Genomic DNA, 20,021 nt, shown 5'->3' with positions numbered 1-20,021 from the left:
GCCACACGGCCCGGACCTGCGGAAAACCCCACCGGGAAGGCGGGTGGTCGCCGGATAGCGCCCGGTCGGGCCCGATCGGCACGCTGGCAGCACACCGCACCGGTCGCCCGCCGGACCGGTCCCCCGCGTGCACCACCCTGCCGTCCCGACCCCACGAGGTACCCCGATGAGTGATCCGGCCACGCCCCGCCCGACCGGGCGCCGCCCGGCCCGCCGTCCGCGCACCACCCTCCTGCTGGCCACCGTCCTGGCCGCGGCGACCGCGCTCCCGGCCTGCGCCGCCCCGACGGCCGCCGCCCACGCGGCCGGGGCGCGGGCGGCGGCGCCGGCCCTGGACGGCGTCTGGCGGACGGACGGCTACGGCACGCTCGTCCGGATCGCGGGCGCCACCCTCACCACGTACGAGACCACCGCCGTCAGTTGCCTGCCCGGTGCGGTGACGGGCCGCAGTGCGGGCGCCCCCGGCGCGGACGGCACGCTCCGATTCACCGTGCCGGACGGGGCGCCGCTCACCGTCGCGCCCGCGGGCCCGGACCGGGCCCGGCTGTCCGCCGCCGACGACGTCGGCCACCGGACCCTGCACCGCACCGGCGGGCTGCCGCGGCGCTGTGGTGCCCGACCGGCCCGGGACCCGCGGGCGGTCTTCGACGTCTTCTGGCAGACGTACGCCGAGAACTACCCCTTCTTCCGCGCCAAGGGGATCGACTGGCGCGCGGTCCGGGACCGCTACCGCCCACGGATCACCGCCACCACCACCGACGCCGAACTCTTCGCGGTGCTGCGCGCGATGATCGAGCCGCTGCACGACGCGCACACCCGGGTCGTCGCCGGCAAGGACCGGTGGTTCGCCGGCAAGCGCCCCGGCACCGTGCTGCCCACCCCCGCCTCCACCGCCCGGGTCGACGCGGCCCTCGCCGCCGCTCTCGGCCCGCACGTCGTGCAGCGGCAGTGGGCCGGCGGCAGGCTGCGCTACGCCGATCTGCCCGGCCGGATCGGCTACTTCCGGATCACCCAGTTCGCCGGGTACACCGAAAAGGGTGACCACGCGGGCGACGTCGCCGCGCTCGACCGGGCACTGGACGCGGTGTTCACCGCGGCCCGCACCGGGGGCCCGGACGCGCTGCGCGGGCTCGTCCTGGACCTGCGGATCAACGGCGGCGGCTCGGACGCACTCGGCCTGCGCATCGCCTCCCGGCTCACCGACCGGCCCTACCTCGCCTACCGCAAGCGGGCCCGGAACGACCCGCGGCAACCGGGCGCGTTCACCGCGCCGGAGCCGATCACCGTCCACCCGCACCGGGGACCGGTCTACACCGGGCCGGTGGCGGTCCTCACCGGCCCGTTGACGATCAGCGCGGGCGAGACCTTCACCCAGTCCCTGATGGGCCGCTCCCCCGCGCCCACCCGGATCGGCCAGCCCACCCAGGGCGTCTTCTCCGACGTGCTGGAGCGGGCGCTGCCCAACGGCTGGAGCTTCGGCCTGCCCAACGAGGAGTTCCTGACGGCCGACGGCCGCACCTTCGACGGGCCCGGGATCCCGCCCGCCGTCCGCACCCCGGTCTTCACCGAGGCGGAGCTGTCCGCCCGGCGCGACAGCGCCCTGGCCCGGGCCCGGGAGCTGCTGCACGGCGGGGCGTAGCCGGGCGCCGGGCCCGACCGCCGCGCTAGTGCGGCGCGCCCCGCCAACCCGCCACCGGGAGCGCGAACTTGGCGACCAGGCGGTCGGTGAAGGAGGCGTGGTGGAGCCGGGCCAGGCGCACCGGGACGGCGCCGCGGCGGACCTCGACGCGGGCGCCGGCGGGGAGTTCGACGGTGCGCCGGCCGTCGCACCACAGCACCCCGTGCGGGGTCTTGGGCTGGACCTCCACGGCCAGCACCGACTGCGGTGAGGTGACCAGCGGCTTGGCGAACAGCGCGTGGGCGCTGATCGGGACCATCAGCAGCGCCTCGACCTCCGGCCAGACGACCGGACCGCCGGCCGAGAAGGCGTACGCGGTGGAGCCGGTCGGGGTCGCGCAGACCACCCCGTCGCCGCCGAAGCGGGAGACCGGCCGGCCGTCGACCTCGGTGACCACTTCCAGCATCCGCTCGCGGGCGGCCTTCTCCACGGACGCCTCGTTGAGCGCCCAGTCGGTGTGCACCACGGCGCCGTTGTTGCGGACCAGGACGTCGAGGGTCATCCGCTCCTCGACCTCGTAGGAGCGGGTGACGACCCGGTCGACGACCTTGTCGAGGTCGTCCCGCTCGGCCTCGGCCAGGAAGCCGACCCGGCCGAGGTTGACGCCCAGCATCGGCACCCCGGACGTGCGGGCGAAGTCCGCGCCGCGCAGCAGCGTGCCGTCCCCGCCGAGGACGACGAGGAGTTCGCAGCCCTCGGCCGCGCACGGCTCGGTCGCGACGCGTTCGACGGAGTCGGGCAGCGGCAGGTCCGCGGCCTCCTCGTCCAGCACCCGCACCCCGATCCCGCTGCGCAGCAGCCCCTGGACCACGAGTTCGGCGCTGCGGATGGCCGCCGGGCGGCCGGTGTGCGCGAGCAGGAACACGGTGCGCCCGGCGCGGCCGGTCTCCTGTGCTGCGCTGCCTTCAACTGCCTGGGTAGTGGTCAACTGGGCCCCTCCGCCACTGCACGGTCGACGTCCGCCGGGTCGAGTGCAGGCGCCCCGGCGCGCAGCCAAAGAAAGTACTCGACGTTGCCCGAGGGTCCGGGCAACGGGCTCGCGGTCACGCCCAGGACGCCCAGCCCCAGCGCGGCGGCGCGGTCCGCGACGCCGCGCACCGCCTCGGCCCGCAGTGCGGCGCTGCGCACCACGCCGCCGCTGCCCAGCCGCTCCTTGCCCACCTCGAACTGCGGCTTGACCATCAGCACCAGGTCGGCGTCGGGCGCCGCGCAGCGGACGAGCGCGGGCAGCACCAGGCCCAGCGGGATGAAGGAGAGGTCGCCGACGACGAGGTCGACGGGGACGTCGTCGATCTGGTCCAGGGTTAGCTCGCGGACGTTGGTCCGGTCCTTGACGGTGACCCGGTCGTCGCTCTGCAGCTGCCAGGCGAGCTGGCCGTAGCCGACGTCGACGGCGACCACGTGGCCGGTGCCGGCGCGCAGCAGGACGTCGGTGAAGCCACCGGTGGAGGCGCCGGCGTCCAGCGCCCGCCGGCCCTCGACGCGCAGGCCGCGCGGGACGAAGGCGGCGAGCGCGCCGGCGAGCTTGTGGCCGCCGCGCGAGACGTAGTCGGGGTCGCTCTCGTCCTCCCGGACGACCACCGCCGCGCTGGTCTCCACCTGGGTGGCCGGCTTGGTCGCGGTCGCCCCGCCGACGGTCACCCGGCCCGCGGCGATCAGCTGGCTCGCGTGCTCCCGCGAGCGGGCCAGCTTGCGGCGCACCAGCTCCGCGTCGAGACGGCGTCGTGCCACTCCTGCCACCTGTGGTTCAGCTCCTACTGGTCGTGCCGGTCGGGTCGGCCGGGTCGATCGGGCGTCGGGGACGGTGCGGGCGGCCCGGAGTGCTGGTCGAGGGAGGCCAGCACGTCGCGCAGCCCACGGTGGACATCCTCGTACATGCCGAGGTGGCCGCCGACCGGGAGGTGGTCGGCTTCGGCCAGGCGCGCCAGGCCCGCGTCGACGGCGGGCTGGCCGGTGGGGGCCACCGCCACCCCGAGGGGCCGGGGGCCGGACGGCCCGGCGGGCTCTGCGGGCTCTGCGGGCTCCGCGGCTGTGGGGGTTGCTGCCGCACCGGGGGCCTGGGGAGCCGTCGGGGCCCGGGGGGGCGGCGGCTCCGGATCGGGGGAGCCGGGGCCGGTCGCCGCGGCGGCGACCGGGGGGCCGGATGCCGCCGGCTCCGGGCCGTTCATCGGGTCTGCCATGCCCCCGACGCTACCTCGCTCGCGCGCCCCCGGCCGTCCGTGACCTGGCGTATCGTCGGGCGCGATGGCAACTCTCGACCAGTGCCGTGCCGCGCTCGACCGGCTGGCCCACAACCTGTCCTCGGCGGACGGTGAGGTGCGCGGCGCCACGGCGCTCGACCGCTCCGTCAGCTGCCGCATCACCGACCTCGACACCACCTTCGTCGGCCGGCTGGCCGACGGCAGTCTCCAGGACGTGGCCTGCGTCGCGGGGCCGCCGCCGGAGAAGGCCGAGATCCGGTTGACCATGACCGGCGACGACCTGGTGGCCCTGGTGGACGGCCGGCTGAACTTCGCCCGGGCGTGGAGCAGCGGCCGGGTGAAGCTGGAGGCCGGGCTGCGCGACCTGCTGCGGCTCAGGAGCCTGCTGTAGCCGACGCGGTGCCGACCGCCGCGGCGGTCTCCCGGGGCCGGCGGGCGGCCGGGACGACCAGCGGGGTGCCGGTCTCGGGGTCGTCGATGATCCGGCAGTCGATGCCGAAGACCCGGCCCACGAGGTCGTCGGTGACGATCTCGGACGGTGCGCCCTCGGCGATCACCCGGCCGTCCTTCATGGCGATCAGGTGGGTGGCGTAGCGGGCCGCCTGGTTGAGGTCGTGCAACACCGCGACCAGGGTGCGGCCCTGTTCCTCGTGGAGGGTGGCGCACAGGTCCAGGACCTCTATCTGGTGCTGGATGTCGAGGAAGGTGGTCGGCTCGTCGAGCAGGAACAGCGGGGTCTGCTGGGCCAGTGCCATGGCGATCCAGACCCGTTGCCGCTGTCCGCCGGAGAGTTCGTCGACGTAGCGGTCGGCCAGTTCGGCCACGCCCGTCGCGGTCATCGACTCCGCGACGATCCGCTCGTCCTCGGCCGACCACTGGCGCAGCAGTCCCTGGTGCGGGTAGCGGCCGCGCGCGACGAGGTCGGCGACGGTGATGCCGTCCGGGGCGACCGAGGACTGCGGCAGCAGGCCCAGCGTCCGGGCGACCTGCTTGGCCGGCAGCGCGGAGATCTTCTGGCCGTCGAGCAGTACCGCGCCGGTGGTCGGCTTGAGCATCCGCGACAGGGCGCGCAGCAGCGTGGACTTGCCGCAGGCGTTGGGGCCGACGATGACCGTGAAGGAGCGGTCGGGGATGTCGACCGAGAGGTTCTCGGCGATGGTCCGCTGGTCGTAGGCGAGGGTGACGTTCTCGGCCGCGAGACGGCTCACTGCGGGGCTCCTGGGGTGGTGGGGGTGGTCGGTTCGCCGGGGTCGCCGGTGGGTGCGGGGGGTCGTGGGGCGTGCGCCGGTGGTGGCGGTCTCCGCCCGCTCATACCCGTCCCGCCTTCCGTTCGGTGGCCAGCAGCCACAGCAGGTAGCCGCCGCCGAGGATGCCGGTCAGCACGCCGACCGGCAGTTGGTCGGCGCCGAACAGCAGTTGGGCGGCCCAGTCGGCGCCGACCAGCAGGGCGGCGCCCATCAGGGCGGCGGGCAGCAGGTTGGGACCGGGCGAGCCGGTGAGCCGGCGGGCGAGTTGGGGCGCGGTGAGGGCGACGAAGGAGATCGGGCCGGCCGCGGCGGTGCCGGCGGAGACGAGGACGACGGCGGCCAACAGGGCGGTGATCCGGACCCGTTCGGTGCGGACGCCCAGCGCGGCGGCCGCGTCGTCGCCCATCTCCAGCATCCGCAGCGGCCGCGCGCAGCGCAGCACGACCGGGACCAGCACCGCGCAGACCGCGGCCATCGGCCAAACCTGGCTCCAGTCACGACCGCTGAGCGAACCGGTCATCCAGGTGGTGGCCCGGGCCGCGTCGTAGATGGTGGCCTTCGTCAGCAGGTACAGCACGACGGCGTAGAGCATGGCGGCGACGCCCACGCCGACGAGGACGAAGCGGTAGCCGTGGACGCCGCGTTGCCAGGCGAGCGCGAAGATGACGAGGCCGGTGAGCAGCCCGCCGACGACGGCGCCGCCGGCCACCGCGAACGTCCCGCCGTGGCACCACACCAGGACGATCAGCGCGCCGACCGACGACCCCTGGGACAGGCCGAGGACGTCGGGACTGCCCAGCGGGTTGCGGGAGACGGTCTGGAAGACCGCGCCGGCGAGACCGAACGCCGCGCCGACCAGCAGTCCCACCAGCACCCGCGGCAGCCGCAGGTCGTGCACGATGAACTGCTGGCCGGTGGTGCCGCCCCCGGTCAGGGTGGTCAGCACCTGCGACGGCGTCATCGGGTAGTCGCCGGAGCCGATCAGGGCGACGGCCGCGGCCAGTGCGGCGGCCAGCAGCAGCGTGCCGGCCAGGACGGCGCGCAGGTCCAGGCGGATCGAGAGGCCGCCGGCGGTCCGTAGCGTGCGGGCCCGGCGCCGGCCGGGCGGCGGCTGGTCCCGCGGGCCCGCCCCGTCCGTCGGGCCGGGCTTGACCGTGGCGTTCACTGCTGCTCCTCCTCGTTCGTTCGCGTCCGCGGGCCGGTTGCGGTGCTCCGTGCTCCCTGCCTGCGTCCCGTCACAGTTGGGCCATCCGCCGACGTCGGACGAGGTAGATGAAGACCGGGCCGCCGACCACGGCGGTGACGATGCCGACCTGGAGTTCGCCGGGCCGGGCCACCACGCGGCCGAGCACGTCCGCGCCGACCAGGAGGACCGGCGAGAGCACCGCCGAGTACGGCAGGATCCACCGCAGGTCGGGTCCGGTCAGAGCGCGGACCGCGTGCGGCACCATCAGCCCGACGTAGACGATCGGGCCGCAGACCGCGGTCGCGCCGCCGCACAGCAGGGTCACCGCGACCATCGCGAGCACCCGGGTGCGGGTCAGGCGGGCGCCCAGGGCGCGCGCCTGGTCGTCGCCGAGCGCGACGGCGTTCAACGGGCGGGCGAGCAGCAGCGCGAGCGCCGCGCCGACCAGCAGGAACGGCGCGATCCGGGTGACCGTGGGCAGGGTCGCGGTGGCCAGCGAACCCACCGTCCAAAAGCGCATCCGGTCCAACGCCGCGGAGTCCATGAGGTTGACGGCGTTGAGATAGCCGGTGAGGACGGCGGTCAGCGCGGTGCCGGCCAGCGCGAGCCGGACCGGGGTGGCGCTGCGGGTGCCGCCCAGGACGTAGACCGCGACGGAGACCACGGCGGCACCGGCGAAGGCGAACCACACGTAGCCCGCGAGCGAGGTGACGCCGAGGAAGCTGATGGCGGAGACCACCGCGGCCGAGGCACCGGCGTTGATGCCGAGCACGCCGGGGTCGGCGAGCGGGTTGCGGGTGAGCGCCTGCATGACGGTGCCGGCGAGGCCGAGGGCGGCGCCGGCCAGCACCCCGAGGAGGGTGCGCGGGAGTCGGACGTCGTGGATGACGACGTCGGTGTCGGAGCCGGTGTAGTGGAAAAGGCCGTGCCACACCTGGTCGAGGGGGATCTGCTTGGCGCCGACGGCGATGCCGAGGACGGCGACGGCGGCGAGGAGGACGAGGGACGCGCCCAACCCCGCGGCACGGACGCCGGGCCGCCGCCCGGGTGCGGTGGGGGCCGTCGCCGCGTCGGGGGAACTGTCAACGGGGGGACTGTCTACCAACACGCTAGTTAGGTTAGCCTACCCTCACAAGCGGTCGATCTACCGGCTCTTCCGGTGCGACCCGTCCACCATGCCCGTTGGGGGCACTCCGCCTCCAGAGAGAAGCACCACCATCATGCGAACCCCCCGAAGCGTATCCCTGTCCCGACGCGGCGTCCTGGCCGCGGGGGGCGCCGTCGGCATCGGCGCCCTGCTCGCCGCCTGCGGGGGGAACGGAGCGTCAGGCGGCTCGACCGGCGGGGGCGGGGGCGGCCCCTGGTCGTTCACCGACGACCGCGGGCAGAAGGTCGCGCTGCCCGACCGGCCGCACCGGATCGTCGCGTTCACCGGCACCGCCGCGGCCCTGCACGACTTCGGCATCGACGACCAGATCGTCGGCGTCTTCGGCCCGACCACGTTGGCGAACGGCAGGCCCGACCCGCAGGCCGGCGACCTCGACGTCAAGAAGGTCACCGTCATCGGCAACGGCTACAACCAGTTCAACGTCGAGAAGTACGCGGGCCTCTCCCCCGACCTGCTGGTCACCAACATGTACGAGCCGGGCGCGCTCTGGTACGTCCCGGACGACAGCAAGGACAAGATCACAAAGCTCGCCAAGACCGTGGCGCTCACCGCGTCCCGCAAGCCGCTCGACCAGATCATCGCGCGCTACGGCGAGTTCGCCGCGTCGCTCGGCGCGGACCTGAAGGCCAAGAAGGTCACCGACGCCAAGGCCCGCTTCGAACGGGCCGCCGCGCGCCTGCGCAAGGCCGCCGCCGCCCACCGCGTCAAGGTCCTGGCCTGCTCGGGCAGCGCCGACCTCTTCTACGCCTCCAACCCCGGCATCAGCGCGGACCTCCTCTACTTCAAGTCCCTCGGCGTGGACCTGATCGTCCCCGACCATGTCGACAAGGGCGGCTACTTCGAGAGCCTCAGCTGGGAGAACGCCGACAAGTACCAGGCCGACGTGCTCCTGCTGGACAACCGGACCGCCACCCTCCAGCCCAAGGACCTGGCCGCCAAGCCGTCCTGGAACAAGCTCCCCGCCGTCAAGGCCGGCCAGATCACCCCCTGGTCCAGCGAGCCGCGCTTCTCCTACGCCGGCGCCGCCCCGCTCATGGAACAGCTCGCCCAGGCCATCGAGCGCGCCAAGAAGGTCACCTGACGCACCACCGGGCCCGCCCCGCCGCGGGCCCGCACCGCCCACCCCAGCCCGCACCGTCCCGGGAGGTTCCCGAATGACCGCGACCGCCGCCCCCACCGCCGCGCCGTTCCGCTTCTTCGACGTCCAGGTCGCCCGCACCCGACGGCTCGGCCCGTCCATGGTCCGGATCACCTTCACCGGGGAACGGCTGGACGAGTTGGTCTCCGGCGGCCGGGACCAGCGCTTCAAGCTGTTCCTCCCGCAGGCCCACCAGGCGGCACCGGTCTTCGCGGACACCGGCGACGGCTGGTACACCACCTGGCGGGCCCAGGACCCGACCGAGCGCCCGATCATGCGCTCGTACACGATCCGCGAACAGCGCCCCGACCCGAGCGAGTTCGACGTGGACTTCGCGCTGCACGGCGCCGACGACCCGGCCGCGCCCAGTGGCGGACCGGCCAGCCGATGGGCGGTGCGGGCCCGAGCGGGCGACCGGCTGACCGTCCTCGCGCCGGCCGTCGAGGACAACGGCGGAGTGGACTTCCGGCCCCCGCCCGGCACCGACTGGATCCTGCTGACCGGCGACGAGACCGCCCTCCCGGCCATCGCCGGCATCCTGTCCTGGCTCTCCCCGGGCACGGTCGCCAAGGTCTGGATCGAGGTCGGGCACGACAGCGACCGGCAGGCGCTGCCGACCTTCGCCGACGCCGAGGTCAACTGGCTCGTCCGGGACCCGGCGGCGGCCGGCCGCGGCGCGCCCGTGCTGGACGCACTGCGCGCCGCCGACCTGCCCGCGGGCACCCCGTACGCCTGGATCGCCGGCGAGGCGGGCGGCGTCAAGGCGGTGCGCCGCCACCTCGTCGGGGAGCGCGGCTTCGACCGTCGCGCGGTGAAGTTCACCGGCTACTGGCGGCGCGGCGCCACCGAGGAGGACCTGATCGCGGAGCTGACCGCGGCGGCGGCCGCCGCCGGCCGGGAGTGAACCGCCCGGCCCGCCGCCCCGGCGCCGCTGCGCGGTCCCGCCACCCCGCGCAGCGGGACCGCTCCGGCTTACCCCCGACGGCTACGGGCGCCTCGTCACATGCCGAGGCGGTGCAGCGCCTTGGACGCGTCCGCCGCACAACTCCCGGCGCCCGCCGCGGTCCAGGCCGCCGCGCACAGCGCCCGCAGCCCGTCCAGCGGCGTCCCCTCGCCGTCCAGGACCAGTTCGTCCCCGGCCGTCCCGGCCCGCCAGCCGCCGCAGCGGAAGCCGGCGCCGTCGTCGGTCACCGCCGGCTGCGGGCGCAACACCCCGCGCAGGTCCGCGTCCACGTACGTCGGCCGGTGCTCGGGCGGCGCGGCCAGCAGGGCGGCCGCCGTGGTGACGCCGGTGAGCACCAGCAGCGAGTCCACCCCGCCGTTCCACGCGCCCTCGATGTCGGTGTCGAGGCGGTCCCCGATCACCAACGGCCGCCGGGCACCGGTCCGCAGCACCGTCTCGCGGTGCATCGGCGGCTGCGGCTTGCCGGCGACCTGCGGCGCCCCGCCGGCGGCGATCCGCACCACCTCCACCAGCGCACCGTTGCCCGGCGCGATCCCGCGCTCCTTGGGGATGGTCAGGTCGGTGTTGGACGCGAACCACGGCACCCCGCGCTGCACCGCGTACGCGGCCTCGGCCAGCCGCTCCCAGTCCAACGTCGGGTCGTAGCCCTGGACCACGGCCGCCGGGTCGTCGTCCGCCGACGCCACCGGCACCAGGCCGCGCTCGCGCAGCGCCACCCGCAGCCCCTCGCCCCCGATGGTCAGCACCCGGGAGCCGGCCGGCACCTGCTCGGAGATCAGCCGGGCCACCGCCTGCGCCGACGTGATCACATCCTCGGCGGTCGTCGGAAGGCCGAATCCGGACAGTTGGTCGGCGACCGCCTGCGGGGTGCGGGCCGCGTTGTTCGTCACGTACGCGAGGTGCATGCCGCCCTCGCGGGCCGTGGTCAGGGACGCCACGGCGTGCTCGATGGCCCGTCCGCCGGCGTAGACCACCCCGTCCAGATCCAGCAGCGCCGTGTCGTACGCCTCGTTCAGCGCCCGCCGGCACCCGTCGGGCCGGTGCCGCTCGCGCCCGTCCGTCGCTGCGCGCATCCGCTCGTCCATGCCGTCCTGCTCCTCGTTCCCGCGTGCCGTACGCAAAGGCCGTCCACGCGCCGGTACGACCCCGCCCGCCCCGTTCCGGACCGGTCCGTCCGCCGCCGCGCGGCCACCGAAATTTCCGGCCGATTCCCGGCCGCTCCCCCGATCATCCCGCACCCGTTCCCGGCATAGCATTCTTCAATGACCAGTACCGACGGCCTCCGCCTCCTCCCGTTCCGCGGCCTGCGCTACGCCCCGGACCGGGTCAGCAGCCTCACCGCGGTCACCTCACCGCCCTACGACGTCGTCGTGCGGCCGGACGAGGTCCGCGCCCTGGAGACCTCCGATCCGTACAACATCGTGCGGTTGATCCTGCCGCAGGCCGCGGACCCGGCCACCCGGCACCGCCAGGCCGCCGACACCCTGCGCCGCTGGCGCGCGGAGGGCATCCTCACCCCGGACCCGGAGCCGGCGCTGTACGTCTACGAGCAGCGCGGCGGCGGTGTCCTGCAGCGCGGTCTGATCGGTGCGCTCCGACTGGACGGCCCGGTCCTGCCGCACGAGGACGTCATCCCGGAGGTGGTCGAGGACCGGGCCGCCCTGATGGGCGCCGCCGCGGCCAACTTCGAGCCGCTGCTGCTGTCGTACCGCGGGCCGGGCACCGCGAACGGCGCGAACGGCGTCATCGAGCGCACCGTCCGGCGCGCCCCGCTGCTCGCCACCACCACCGAGGACGGCTTCGCGCACCGCCTGTGGGCGGTCACCGACCCCGCGGAGCTGGCCGCGGTCGACGCCGACCTGGCCGTCCGCCAGGCGCTGATCGCCGACGGCCACCACCGCTGGGCGACGTACCAGCGGCTCCACGAGCAGCGGCCGGAGGCCGGCCCCGACTCGCCCTGGGCGTCCGGGCTGGTGCTGCTGGTGGACACCGCCCACCATCCGCTCCAGGTCCGGGCGATCCACCGGGTGCTGCCGCACCTGCCGCCGGCCAAGGCGCTGGCGGACGTGGCCGGTGCCTTCCGGGCCCGCCGGCTGCCCGGCGAACTCCCCGCCGCCCTGGAAGCCCTGGCCGAGACCCCGGGCAGCGCCTTCGTGCTCTCCGGCGGCCCGGACTCCTTCCACCTCCTGGACCGGCCCGATCCCGACCTGTTGGAGCGGGCGATCCGCACCGACCGGCCCGCGGCGTGGCGCCACTTGGACGCGACGGTGCTGCACTCGGTCCTGTTGGACGAGGTCTGGCGGATCCCCGACCACCCGTCGGACATCGGCTACCTCCACCACACCGAGGCCGCGGTGGCGCAGGCCGCCCGGCACGGCGGCTCGGCCGTCCTGATGCGTGCGACCTCCGAGGAGACGGTCCGTCAACTCGCCGAGCAGGGCGTGACGATGCCCCGCAAGTCCACCTCGTTCGGCCCCAAGCCGGCCACCGGCCTGGTGCTGCGCACGCTCGACGACGAAGGGAGCTGAGCCGCCCCACCGCCCTCGCGGCGCGGGAATCCCCCTGGTCCGGCCGGACCGCGGACCCCGCCCCCACCCACCGGCACAGTTAGGTTAGGCTTACCTCACTGCGTCGCCGGGCGGGTTCCCCTGCCCCTGTGCACACCTCCGCACCCTGCACAGGACGCAGTTGACCCCGCTCCAGGGAGGGCCCCTTCATGAGTCCCCTCGCGCACTCCGCCGAGGACCCGGCCGACAGCCGCACCCATCTCCTCAACAACCACACCGCCGACCGCTACCGCGCCGCCGTCAGCGAGGGCGTCGCACGGATCAGCGCACGGATCGCCACCACGGACCGCCCCTTCACCGGCGTCTCGGTCGACGAACTGGCGCCCACCGTGGCCGCCGTGGACCTCGACACCCCGCTCCACGACCCGGCCGCCGCCCTGGACGAACTGGAGCAGGTCTACCTGCGGGACGCGATCTACTTCCACCACCCCCGCTACCTCGCCCACCTCAACTGTCCCGTGGTGATCCCCGCACTCGTCGGCGAAGCGGTGCTGTCCGCCGTCAACTCCTCCCTCGACACCTGGGACCAGAGCGCCGGCGGCACCCTCATCGAACGACGCCTGGTCGACTGGACAGCCGAGCGGATCGGCCTCGGCGCGGCCGCCGACGGCATCTTCACCAGCGGCGGCAGCCAGTCCAACCTCCAGGCCATGCTGCTCGCCCGGGACGAGACCTGCCGCCGCGAACTGGCGCGCACCGGCTCCCCCGAGAACACCCGGCTCACCGACCTGCTCCCCCGGCTCCGCATCCTCACCTCCGCCTGCAGCCACTTCAGCATCCGCAAGTCCGCGACCCTGCTCGGCCTGGGCGCGGAAGCCGTGATCGCCGTCCCCGCCGACGACACCAGGCGGATGCGCACCGACGCCCTCGCCGCCGAACTGGAGCGCTGCCGGCGCGACGGCCTGATACCCATGGCGGTCGTCGCCACCGCCGGCACCACCGACTTCGGCTCCATCGACCCGCTCCCCCAGGTCGCCGACCTGGCCGCCCGCCACGGCGCCTGGATGCACGTGGACGCCGCCTACGGCTGCGGCCTGCTGGTCTCCCGCCGCCGCGACCTCCTCACCGGCATCGAACGCGCCGACTCGGTGACCGTCGACTACCACAAGTCCTTCTTCCAGCCGGTCAGTTCCAGCGCCGTCCTGGTCCGCGACCGCGCCACGCTGCGGCACGTCACCTACCACGCGGACTACCTCAACCCGCGCCGGATGGTCGAGCAGCGGATCCCCAACCAGGTCGACAAGTCGCTCCAGACCACCCGCCGCTTCGACGCCCTCAAACTCTGGCTGACGCTGCGCACCATGGGCGCCCAGGGCATCGGCGAACTCTTCGACGAGGTCATCGACCGGGCCGCCGACGCCTGGAAGCTCCTGCACGACGACCCGCGCTTCGAGGTCGTCGTCCAGCCCCAGCTGAGCACCCTGGTCTTCCGCTACCTCCCCGGCGGCACCCAGGACCCCGAGCTCACCGACCGGGTCAATCTGCACGCCCGGGAGGCCCTCTTCGCCTCCGGCGACGCGATCGTCGCCGGCACCAAGGTGGACGGCCGGCACTACCTCAAGTTCACCCTGCTCAACCCGGAGACCACGCTCGACGACATCGCGATCGTCCTCGACCTGATCGCCGAGCACGCCGGTCGCTACCTGGCCGAGCAGCCCGCGGCCGACCGCACCGCACCGGCCCTCAGCGCCCGCTGACCTCCCCGCCCGACCATCTCCGGAAGAGAGACCCGTGACCGTCCCCCACGACGCCCCTTACGACTTCCTCGCCATCGGGCTCGGCCCGTTCAACCTCGGCCTGGCGTGCCTGACCGCCCCCATCGACGAGCTCGACGGACTCTTCCTCGACGACCGCCCGGGCTTCGACTGGCACCCCGGCATGATGCTGGAGAGCAGCCACCTCCAGGTGCCGTTCATGGCCGACCTGGTCACCCTCGCCGACCCCACCTCGCCCTTCTCCTTCCTGAACTACCTGAAGGAATCGGGCCGGATGTACTCCTTCTACATCCGTGAGAACTTCTATCCGCTGCGCGCCGAGTTCAACGACTACTGCCGCTGGGCCGTCGGGAAGCTCGACACCGTCCGCTTCTCCCACACGGTCACCACCGTCGAGTACGACGAGCGCGCCGAGCTCTACCTCGTCCACGCCGAGCACCAGGGCGAACGGCACACCTTCCGGGCCCGCAAGCTCGTCCTGGGCACCGGCACCCCGCCGCACCTGCCCGACGCCTGCCGCGACCTGGGCGGCGACGCGCTGCACAACGCCGGCTACCTGGACGCCAAGCCCGCCCTCCAGGCCAAGGACAGCATCACCATCGTCGGCAGCGGCCAGAGCGCCGCCGAGATCTACCACGACCTCCTCCAGGACATCGACGCCCACGACTACCACCTGACCTGGGCCACCCGCTCCCCCCGCTTCTTCCCGCTCGAATACACCAAGCTCACCCTGGAGATGACCTCCCCGGAGTACGTGGACTACTTCCACGCCCTCCCCGCGGCCACCCGCGACCACCTCAACGCCACCCAGAAGCACCTCTACAAGGGCATCGACTCGGAGCTGATCAACGACATCTTCGACCTGCTCTACCAGAAGCGCCTGGCCGGCCCGGTCCGCACCCGCCTACTGACCAACTCGGCCCTCCAGGAAGCCCGTTACGACGAGGCCACCCGCACCTACACCCTCGGCATGCGCCAGGAGGAGCAGGGCCGGGACTTCAGCCTCACCACCCAGGGCCTCGTCCTCGCCACCGGCTACCGCTACCGCGTCCCCGCGTTCCTGGAGCCGGTCCGCGACCGCATCGCCTGGGACGCCGCCGGCCGCTACGACGTCGCCCGCAACTACAGCATCGACACCGCCGGCCACGACATCTACGTGCAGAACGCCGAACTGCACACCCACGGCTTCGTCACCCCCGACCTCGGCATGGCCGCCTACCGCAACTCCAGCATCATCCGCGAGCTGCTCGGCCGCGAGTACTACCCGGTCGAGAAGGCCATCGCCTTCCAGGAGTTCGCCGCCCCGGCCGGTCCGCACGACCCGATGGAGATATCCGCATGAGCACCCCCACCTTCACCCGCACCGACCCCGCCCTGGGGGAGTTCGCCCTGCGGCCCGTCGACCCCGCCGCCGACGCCCCCCTCCTGCACTCCTGGGTCACCCACCCCAAGGCCGTGTTCTGGCTGATGCAGGACTGCGACCTGCCCGCCGTCGAGAAGGAGTTCGCCCGGATCGACGCCGACCCGCACCACGACGCCTTCCTCGGCCTGCACAACGGCACCCCGGCCTTCCTCATGGAGCGCTACGACCCCGCCCACCGCGAACTGGTCGGCATCCACGTCGCCCGGCCCGGCGACATCGGCATGCACTTCCTGACCGCCCCGACGGACACCCCCGTGCACGGCTTCACGCACGCCGTCATCACCACCGTCATGGAGGGCCTCTTCGCCGACCCGGCCGTCCAGCGCGTGGTCGTCGAACCCGACACCCGCAACACCGCCGTCCACGCCCTGAACAAGGCCGTCGGCTTCGAGGTCGTCCGGACCGTCTCGCTCCCCTCCAAGGACGCCTACCTCAGCACCTGCACCCGCGAACAGTTCCTGGCCACCCGAGGAGACCGCTGATGCCCGCCCCCATCGAGAACCCGGCCGCCCAGGACGCCGTCGCCCACCTCACCCCCGAGCTGTGGGCACGCGCCAACCGCGCCCTGGTCCGCAAGGCCCTCGCCGAGTTCACCCACGAGCGGCTGCTGACGCCCGAGCCACTGGCCGACGCCGACCACTACGCCGTCCACAGCGACGACGCGGCCACCACCTACCGCTTCACCGCCCACAGACACGCCCTGGACCACTGGCAGATCGCCCCGGAGAGCATCACCCGCCACCGCGGAGACGCCGAACTCCCCCTGGACGCACTGGACTTCATCACCGAGTTCCACACCTCGCTCGGACTGTCCCCGGCCGTCCTCCCGGTCTACCTGGAGGAGATCAGCTCCACCCTCTCCGGCACCGCCTACAAACTCGCCGGCAAAGCCAGCAGCGCCGCGGAACTCGCCACCGCCGGCTTCCAGGCCGTCGAGACCGGCATGACCGAGGGCCACCCCTGCTTCGTCGCCAACAACGGCCGCCTCGGCTTCGGCATCCACGAATACCACGCCTACGCCCCCGAGGCCGCCGCCCCGCTGACACTGATCTGGCTGGCCGCCCACCGCGACCACAGCACCTTCACCGCCGGCGCCGACCTCGACTACGCCACCCTGATCGAGGCCGAACTGCCCGCCGCGACCCGGGCCCGCTTCGCCGCCGCCCTCACCGGCCTCGGCCTCGACCCGGACGCCTACTACTTCTTCCCCACCCACCCCTGGCAGTGGTGGAACAAGCTGTCCGTCACCTTCGCCGCCGAGGTCGCCCAGCGGCGCCTGGTCTGCCTGGGCCCCGGCGACGACCAGTACCTCGCCCAGCAGTCCATCCGCACCTTCTTCAACACCACCAGCCCCGAGAAGCACTACGTCAAGACCGCCCTCTCGGTGCTCAACATGGGCTTCATGCGCGGCCTCTCCGCGTCCTACATGGAGGCCACGCCGGCCATCAACGACTGGCTGGCCCGCCTGATCGACGCCGACGACACCTTCCAGGCCGCCCGCTTCTCGATCATCCGCGAGCGCGCCGCCATCGGCTACCACCACCGCCAGTACGAGGCCGCCACCGAGAAGGGCTCCCCGTACCGCAAGATGCTCGCCGCCCTCTGGCGGGAGAGCCCGGTCCCCACCCTGGCGCCCGGCCAGCGGCTGGCCACCATGGCCTCCCTCCTCCACGTCGACCGCGACGGCAACTCCTTCGCCGCCGCCCTCATCGCGGAGTCCGGCCTGGCCCCCGAGGTCTGGCTGCGCCGCTACCTCGACGGCTACCTCACCCCGGTGCTACACGCCTTCTACGCCTACGACCTGGTCTTCATGCCGCACGGCGAGAACGCCATCCTGGTCGTCGAGGACGGCGCGGTGGCCCGCGTGATCTTCAAGGACATCGCCGAGGAGATCGCCGTGATGTCCGCCGACGCGGTCCTGCCGCCCGCCGTCGAACGCATCCGCGCCGACGTCCCCGAGGACAAGAAGCTGCTCTCCGTCTTCACCGACGTCTTCGACTGCTTCTTCCGCTTCCTCAGCGCCACCCTCGCCGACCTGGGCGTCCTCGACGAGGACACCTTCTGGCGCACCGTCGCCGCCACCATCGGCGACTACCAGGCGGCCCACCCCCACCTCGCCGACAAGTTCGCCGAGTACGACATCTTCGTCCCCGAGTTCGCCCTCTCCTGCCTCAACCGGCTCCAACTGCGCAACAACGAGCAGATGGTCGACCTCCAGGACCCGGCCGGCGCCCTCCAGCTCATCGGCACCCTCCGCAACCCCATCGCCCCTTACACCCCCTGATCCGCACCACCCCGCACAACGAAAAGAGGGGCGGGCCCACCGGGCCCGCCCCTCTCACTGCTGTGTCGCGCCGCCGGCTACGCCGGACGCACCGCTACTCGGCCTTCTCGGCTCCCTTGCCGGAGTCCTCGGCACCCGCGGCCTCGTCCGCAGACTCCGCCGCGGCATCCTCCGCGGTCTCGTCCTCGTCCAGGGCATCGGTGAACTGCACCCCGTCCAGCTCGGCCAGCCGGTCCGAGGCATCGGTGGTACCGGCCTGATCGGCCTCCACCGCCCGGGCGAACCAGTCCCGCGCGTCGCTCTCGCGCCCGACCTCCAGCAGCGCGTCCGCGTACGCGTACCGCAACCGGGCCGTCCACGGGTGCACGGCGCTGGACGCCAGCTCGGGGCTCTGCAGGGTGACGACCGCGGCATCGGCCTGCCCCATGTCCCGCCGGGCCCCGGCCGCGACCAGGCGCATCTCGACCTGACCGGCCCGGTCCAGCTTCCCCACCTCGGGCTCGCCGGCCATCGCCAGCGCCTTCTCCGGCCGCCCGAGCCCGCGCTCGCAGTCCGCCATGACGGGCCACAGATCGGCACTGCCGGTCATCCGCCGCGCCGCCCGGAACTCCTTCAGCGCCTCGGCGTACTTCGCGGCCGCGTACGCCGCGAAGCCGGCGGCCTCGCGCACCGCCGCGACGCGGGACGCCAGCCGCAGCGCCACCTGCGCGTAGCCGTACGCCTGCTCCGGGTCCTCGTCGAGCAGCCGCGCGACCATCACCAGGTTCTTGGCGACGTCCTCGGCCAGCGTCTTCGGCAGGCTCTGGAGCTCCTGCCGCACCGCCTTGTCGATCTCGTCGCCGGTCACGTCCTCCGGAATCGGCAGCCGCTTGATCGGCTCCCGGTCGCGGTCCCGCCGGTCGTCACGACGGTCGTCCCGCCGGTCGTCCCGACCCCGGCCACCGCCGTACGGCCGACGCGCCCCACGCTCGTCATCCCGACGGAACCCACCCCGGTCGTCCCGCCGGAACCCACCACGGTCATCATCCCGACGGAAGCCACCACGGTCGTCGTCCCTACGGAACCCGCCGCGCTCACCGTCCCGACGGAAGCCACCGCGCTCGTCGTCCCTGCGCGGACCCCGCGGACGGTCACCGCCGCGGTCGTCACGGCGGTCGTCACGGCGGAAGCCACCACGGTCGCCGCCGCGATCATCCCGACGGAACCCACCGCGGTCATCCCGGTCGTCACGCCGGAACCCACCGCGCTCACCGCCACGGTCATCGCGACGGAAGCCACCACGGTCACCGCCGCGATCATCCCGACGGTCATCACGCCGGAACCCACCACGGTCACCACCGCGGTCGTCACGACGGAAGCCACCACGGTCGGCGCCACGGTCGTCGTCACGGCGGAACCCACCGCGGTCGCCCCCACGCTCACCCCCGCGATCGTCACGACGGAAGCCACCACGGTCGGCGCCACGGTCGCCACCGCGGTCGTCACGGCGGAAACCGCCACGGTCACCGCCGCGGTCGTCACGGCGGTCGTCACGGCGGAAGCCACCACGGTCGCCGCCACGGTCATCCCGACGGAACCCACCGCGGTCATCCCGGTCGTCACGCCGGAACCCACCGCGCTCACCGCCACGGTCATCCCGACGGAACCCACCACGGTCACCACCGCGATCATCCCGACGGAACCCACCGCGGTCACCGCCACGGTCGCCCCCACGGTCATCCCGGCGGAACCCACCACGGTCGGCGCCACGGTCGTCACGACGGAAACCGCCACGGTCACCACCGCGATCATCCCGACGGTCACCACCACGGTCACCACCGCGGTCGCCCCCGCGGTTGTCACGGCTGTCCCGGGTGTCGCGGCCGTCACGCCGCGGTCCCCGGTCATCCCGCCGGAAACCACCACGGTCGCCGCCGTCGCGCCTCGGCTGGCGCTCCGAGCGATCGTCGGAAGAGTTGGTGGACATCGACGTGACTCCTGTCTTCGGTACTGCATTCATTCTCACGCACCGATCCGTTCGGCGCGCTCCGGCAAAGCAAAAGGGCCCTTGGTCCCAGCTGAACGCTGGGACCAAGGGCCCTTGAAAAATTGTTCGGCGGCGTCCTACTCTCCCACAGGGTCCCCCCTGCAGTACCATCGGCGCTGAAAGGCTTAGCTTCCGGGTTCGGAATGTAACCGGGCGTTTCCCTAACGCTATAACCACCGAAACCCATTCGGGTTCTAGCGAACAAGCACACTCTTCAATTAGAAGTTCAATTTCTACCCCGCATAGCGGGATATCAATTGGTGTACCGATGCTGCGACTGTTCGCAACCCGGGAACCACACAGTGGACGCGAGCAACTGAGGACAAGCCCTCGGCCTATTAGTACCAGTCAACTCCACACCTTACAGTGCTTCCATATCTGGCCTATCAACCCAGTCGTCTACTGGGAGCCTTACCCTCTCAAG

Annotated in this window: 18 protein-coding genes and 2 rRNA genes; 9 read left to right on the top strand and 11 right to left on the bottom strand. The window is 73.3% G+C overall.

Annotation, left to right across the window (positions count from 1 at the left end):
• Nucleotides 1–166: 166 nt before the first annotated feature.
• Nucleotides 167–1,639, top strand: coding sequence for a S41 family peptidase (locus ACLJT4_RS22975; protein ID WP_411124697.1), 1,473 nt, complete (start codon nt 167–169; stop codon nt 1,637–1,639).
• A gap of 25 nt (nt 1,640–1,664) precedes the next feature.
• On the opposite strand, the gene ACLJT4_RS22970 is transcribed toward ACLJT4_RS22975, so the two are convergent.
• From ACLJT4_RS22970 to ACLJT4_RS22960, 3 genes are read right to left on the bottom strand one after another with little or no spacing between them, the layout of a single operon-like run.
• Nucleotides 1,665–2,543, bottom strand: a complete 879-nt coding sequence (locus tag ACLJT4_RS22970; protein WP_016579030.1) for an NAD kinase — start codon at nt 2,541–2,543, stop codon at nt 1,665–1,667.
• 59 nt (nt 2,544–2,602) lie between these two features.
• Nucleotides 2,603–3,418 (bottom strand): TlyA family RNA methyltransferase, encoded by an 816-nt coding sequence (locus tag ACLJT4_RS22965; protein WP_233660429.1) that lies wholly within the window; start codon nt 3,416–3,418, stop codon nt 2,603–2,605.
• 14 nt (nt 3,419–3,432) lie between these two features.
• The gene (locus ACLJT4_RS22960) at nt 3,433–3,858 is read right to left on the bottom strand and encodes a hypothetical protein (RefSeq protein ID WP_411124694.1); all 426 of its coding nucleotides are present in this window, start codon (nt 3,856–3,858) and stop codon (nt 3,433–3,435) included.
• Between the two features lie 64 nt (nt 3,859–3,922).
• On the opposite strand from ACLJT4_RS22960, the gene ACLJT4_RS22955 reads away from it, so the two are divergent.
• Complete coding sequence (locus ACLJT4_RS22955; protein ID WP_411124692.1) at nt 3,923–4,270, top strand: SCP2 sterol-binding domain-containing protein; 348 nt, start codon at nt 3,923–3,925, stop codon at nt 4,268–4,270.
• On the opposite strand, the gene ACLJT4_RS22950 is transcribed toward ACLJT4_RS22955, so the two are convergent.
• The 3 genes from ACLJT4_RS22950 to ACLJT4_RS22940 form a co-directional block, all read right to left on the bottom strand.
• Nucleotides 4,254–5,087, bottom strand: a complete 834-nt coding sequence (locus ACLJT4_RS22950) for an ABC transporter ATP-binding protein (RefSeq protein WP_411124690.1) — start codon at nt 5,085–5,087, stop codon at nt 4,254–4,256. The genes ACLJT4_RS22955 and ACLJT4_RS22950 overlap by 17 nt on opposite strands.
• 100 nt (nt 5,088–5,187) lie before the next feature.
• Nucleotides 5,188–6,291 carry a FecCD family ABC transporter permease gene (locus ACLJT4_RS22945; protein WP_411124688.1) on the bottom strand — a complete coding sequence of 368 codons (1,104 nt, stop codon included), beginning with the start codon at nt 6,289–6,291 and terminating at the stop codon, nt 5,188–5,190.
• A 70-nt stretch (nt 6,292–6,361) separates the two neighbouring features.
• A complete protein-coding gene (locus ACLJT4_RS22940; RefSeq protein WP_411124686.1) occupies nt 6,362–7,420 on the bottom strand; it encodes a FecCD family ABC transporter permease in 1,059 nt (352 codons plus the stop codon).
• A 112-nt stretch (nt 7,421–7,532) separates the two neighbouring features.
• On the opposite strand from ACLJT4_RS22940, the gene ACLJT4_RS22935 reads away from it, so the two are divergent.
• Both ACLJT4_RS22935 and ACLJT4_RS22930 read left to right on the top strand, forming a co-directional pair.
• Nucleotides 7,533–8,561, top strand: a complete 1,029-nt coding sequence (locus ACLJT4_RS22935; protein WP_411124684.1) for an ABC transporter substrate-binding protein — start codon at nt 7,533–7,535, stop codon at nt 8,559–8,561.
• A gap of 73 nt (nt 8,562–8,634) precedes the next feature.
• Nucleotides 8,635–9,522, top strand: coding sequence for a siderophore-interacting protein (locus tag ACLJT4_RS22930; RefSeq protein WP_411124682.1), 888 nt, complete (start codon nt 8,635–8,637; stop codon nt 9,520–9,522).
• A gap of 95 nt (nt 9,523–9,617) precedes the next feature.
• On the opposite strand, the gene ACLJT4_RS22925 is transcribed toward ACLJT4_RS22930, so the two are convergent.
• Nucleotides 9,618–10,667: an HAD-IIA family hydrolase gene (locus ACLJT4_RS22925; protein ID WP_411124680.1), complete on the bottom strand. Its 1,050-nt coding sequence runs from the start codon at nt 10,665–10,667 to the stop codon at nt 9,618–9,620.
• 177 nt (nt 10,668–10,844) lie between these two features.
• Between ACLJT4_RS22925 and ACLJT4_RS22920 the strand changes: the two genes are divergently transcribed.
• From ACLJT4_RS22920 to ACLJT4_RS22900, 5 genes are all read left to right on the top strand, one after another.
• Entirely contained in the window at nt 10,845–12,110 is a 1,266-nt protein-coding gene (locus tag ACLJT4_RS22920; RefSeq protein WP_411124678.1) for a DUF1015 family protein, read from the top strand.
• Nucleotides 12,111–12,298: 188 nt separating this feature from the next.
• Nucleotides 12,299–13,846 (top strand): pyridoxal phosphate-dependent decarboxylase family protein, encoded by a 1,548-nt coding sequence (locus tag ACLJT4_RS22915; RefSeq protein WP_411124676.1) that lies wholly within the window; start codon nt 12,299–12,301, stop codon nt 13,844–13,846.
• A gap of 34 nt (nt 13,847–13,880) precedes the next feature.
• Nucleotides 13,881–15,206 (top strand): lysine N(6)-hydroxylase/L-ornithine N(5)-oxygenase family protein, encoded by a 1,326-nt coding sequence (locus tag ACLJT4_RS22910; protein WP_411124674.1) that lies wholly within the window; start codon nt 13,881–13,883, stop codon nt 15,204–15,206.
• Nucleotides 15,203–15,769, top strand: a complete 567-nt coding sequence (locus ACLJT4_RS22905; protein WP_411124672.1) for a GNAT family N-acetyltransferase — start codon at nt 15,203–15,205, stop codon at nt 15,767–15,769. The genes ACLJT4_RS22910 and ACLJT4_RS22905 overlap by 4 nt, the downstream gene beginning before the upstream one ends.
• A complete protein-coding gene (locus ACLJT4_RS22900) occupies nt 15,769–17,571 on the top strand; it encodes an IucA/IucC family protein (RefSeq protein ID WP_411124670.1) in 1,803 nt (600 codons plus the stop codon). Before ACLJT4_RS22905 ends, ACLJT4_RS22900 begins: the two co-directional genes overlap by 1 nt.
• A gap of 94 nt (nt 17,572–17,665) precedes the next feature.
• On the opposite strand, the gene ACLJT4_RS22895 is transcribed toward ACLJT4_RS22900, so the two are convergent.
• The 4 genes from ACLJT4_RS22895 to ACLJT4_RS22880 all read right to left on the bottom strand — a co-directional run.
• Nucleotides 17,666–18,436, bottom strand: a complete 771-nt coding sequence (locus tag ACLJT4_RS22895) for a hypothetical protein (protein WP_411124993.1) — start codon at nt 18,434–18,436, stop codon at nt 17,666–17,668.
• Nucleotides 18,415–19,413, bottom strand: coding sequence for a hypothetical protein (locus tag ACLJT4_RS22890; protein ID WP_411125014.1), 999 nt, complete (start codon nt 19,411–19,413; stop codon nt 18,415–18,417). The genes ACLJT4_RS22895 and ACLJT4_RS22890 overlap by 22 nt, the downstream gene beginning before the upstream one ends.
• A 248-nt stretch (nt 19,414–19,661) precedes the next feature.
• Nucleotides 19,662–19,778 (bottom strand): 5S ribosomal RNA (gene rrf / locus ACLJT4_RS22885).
• A 137-nt stretch (nt 19,779–19,915) separates the two neighbouring features.
• A 23S ribosomal RNA gene (locus ACLJT4_RS22880) occupies nt 19,916–20,021 on the bottom strand; the annotation flags it as partial.

This window comes from Streptomyces sp. x-19 (assembly GCF_046549115.1).
GTDB classification, from domain to species: domain Bacteria; phylum Actinomycetota; class Actinomycetes; order Streptomycetales; family Streptomycetaceae; genus Streptomyces; species Streptomyces albulus_C.
This window is presented reverse-complemented; position numbering and strand designations above follow the sequence as displayed.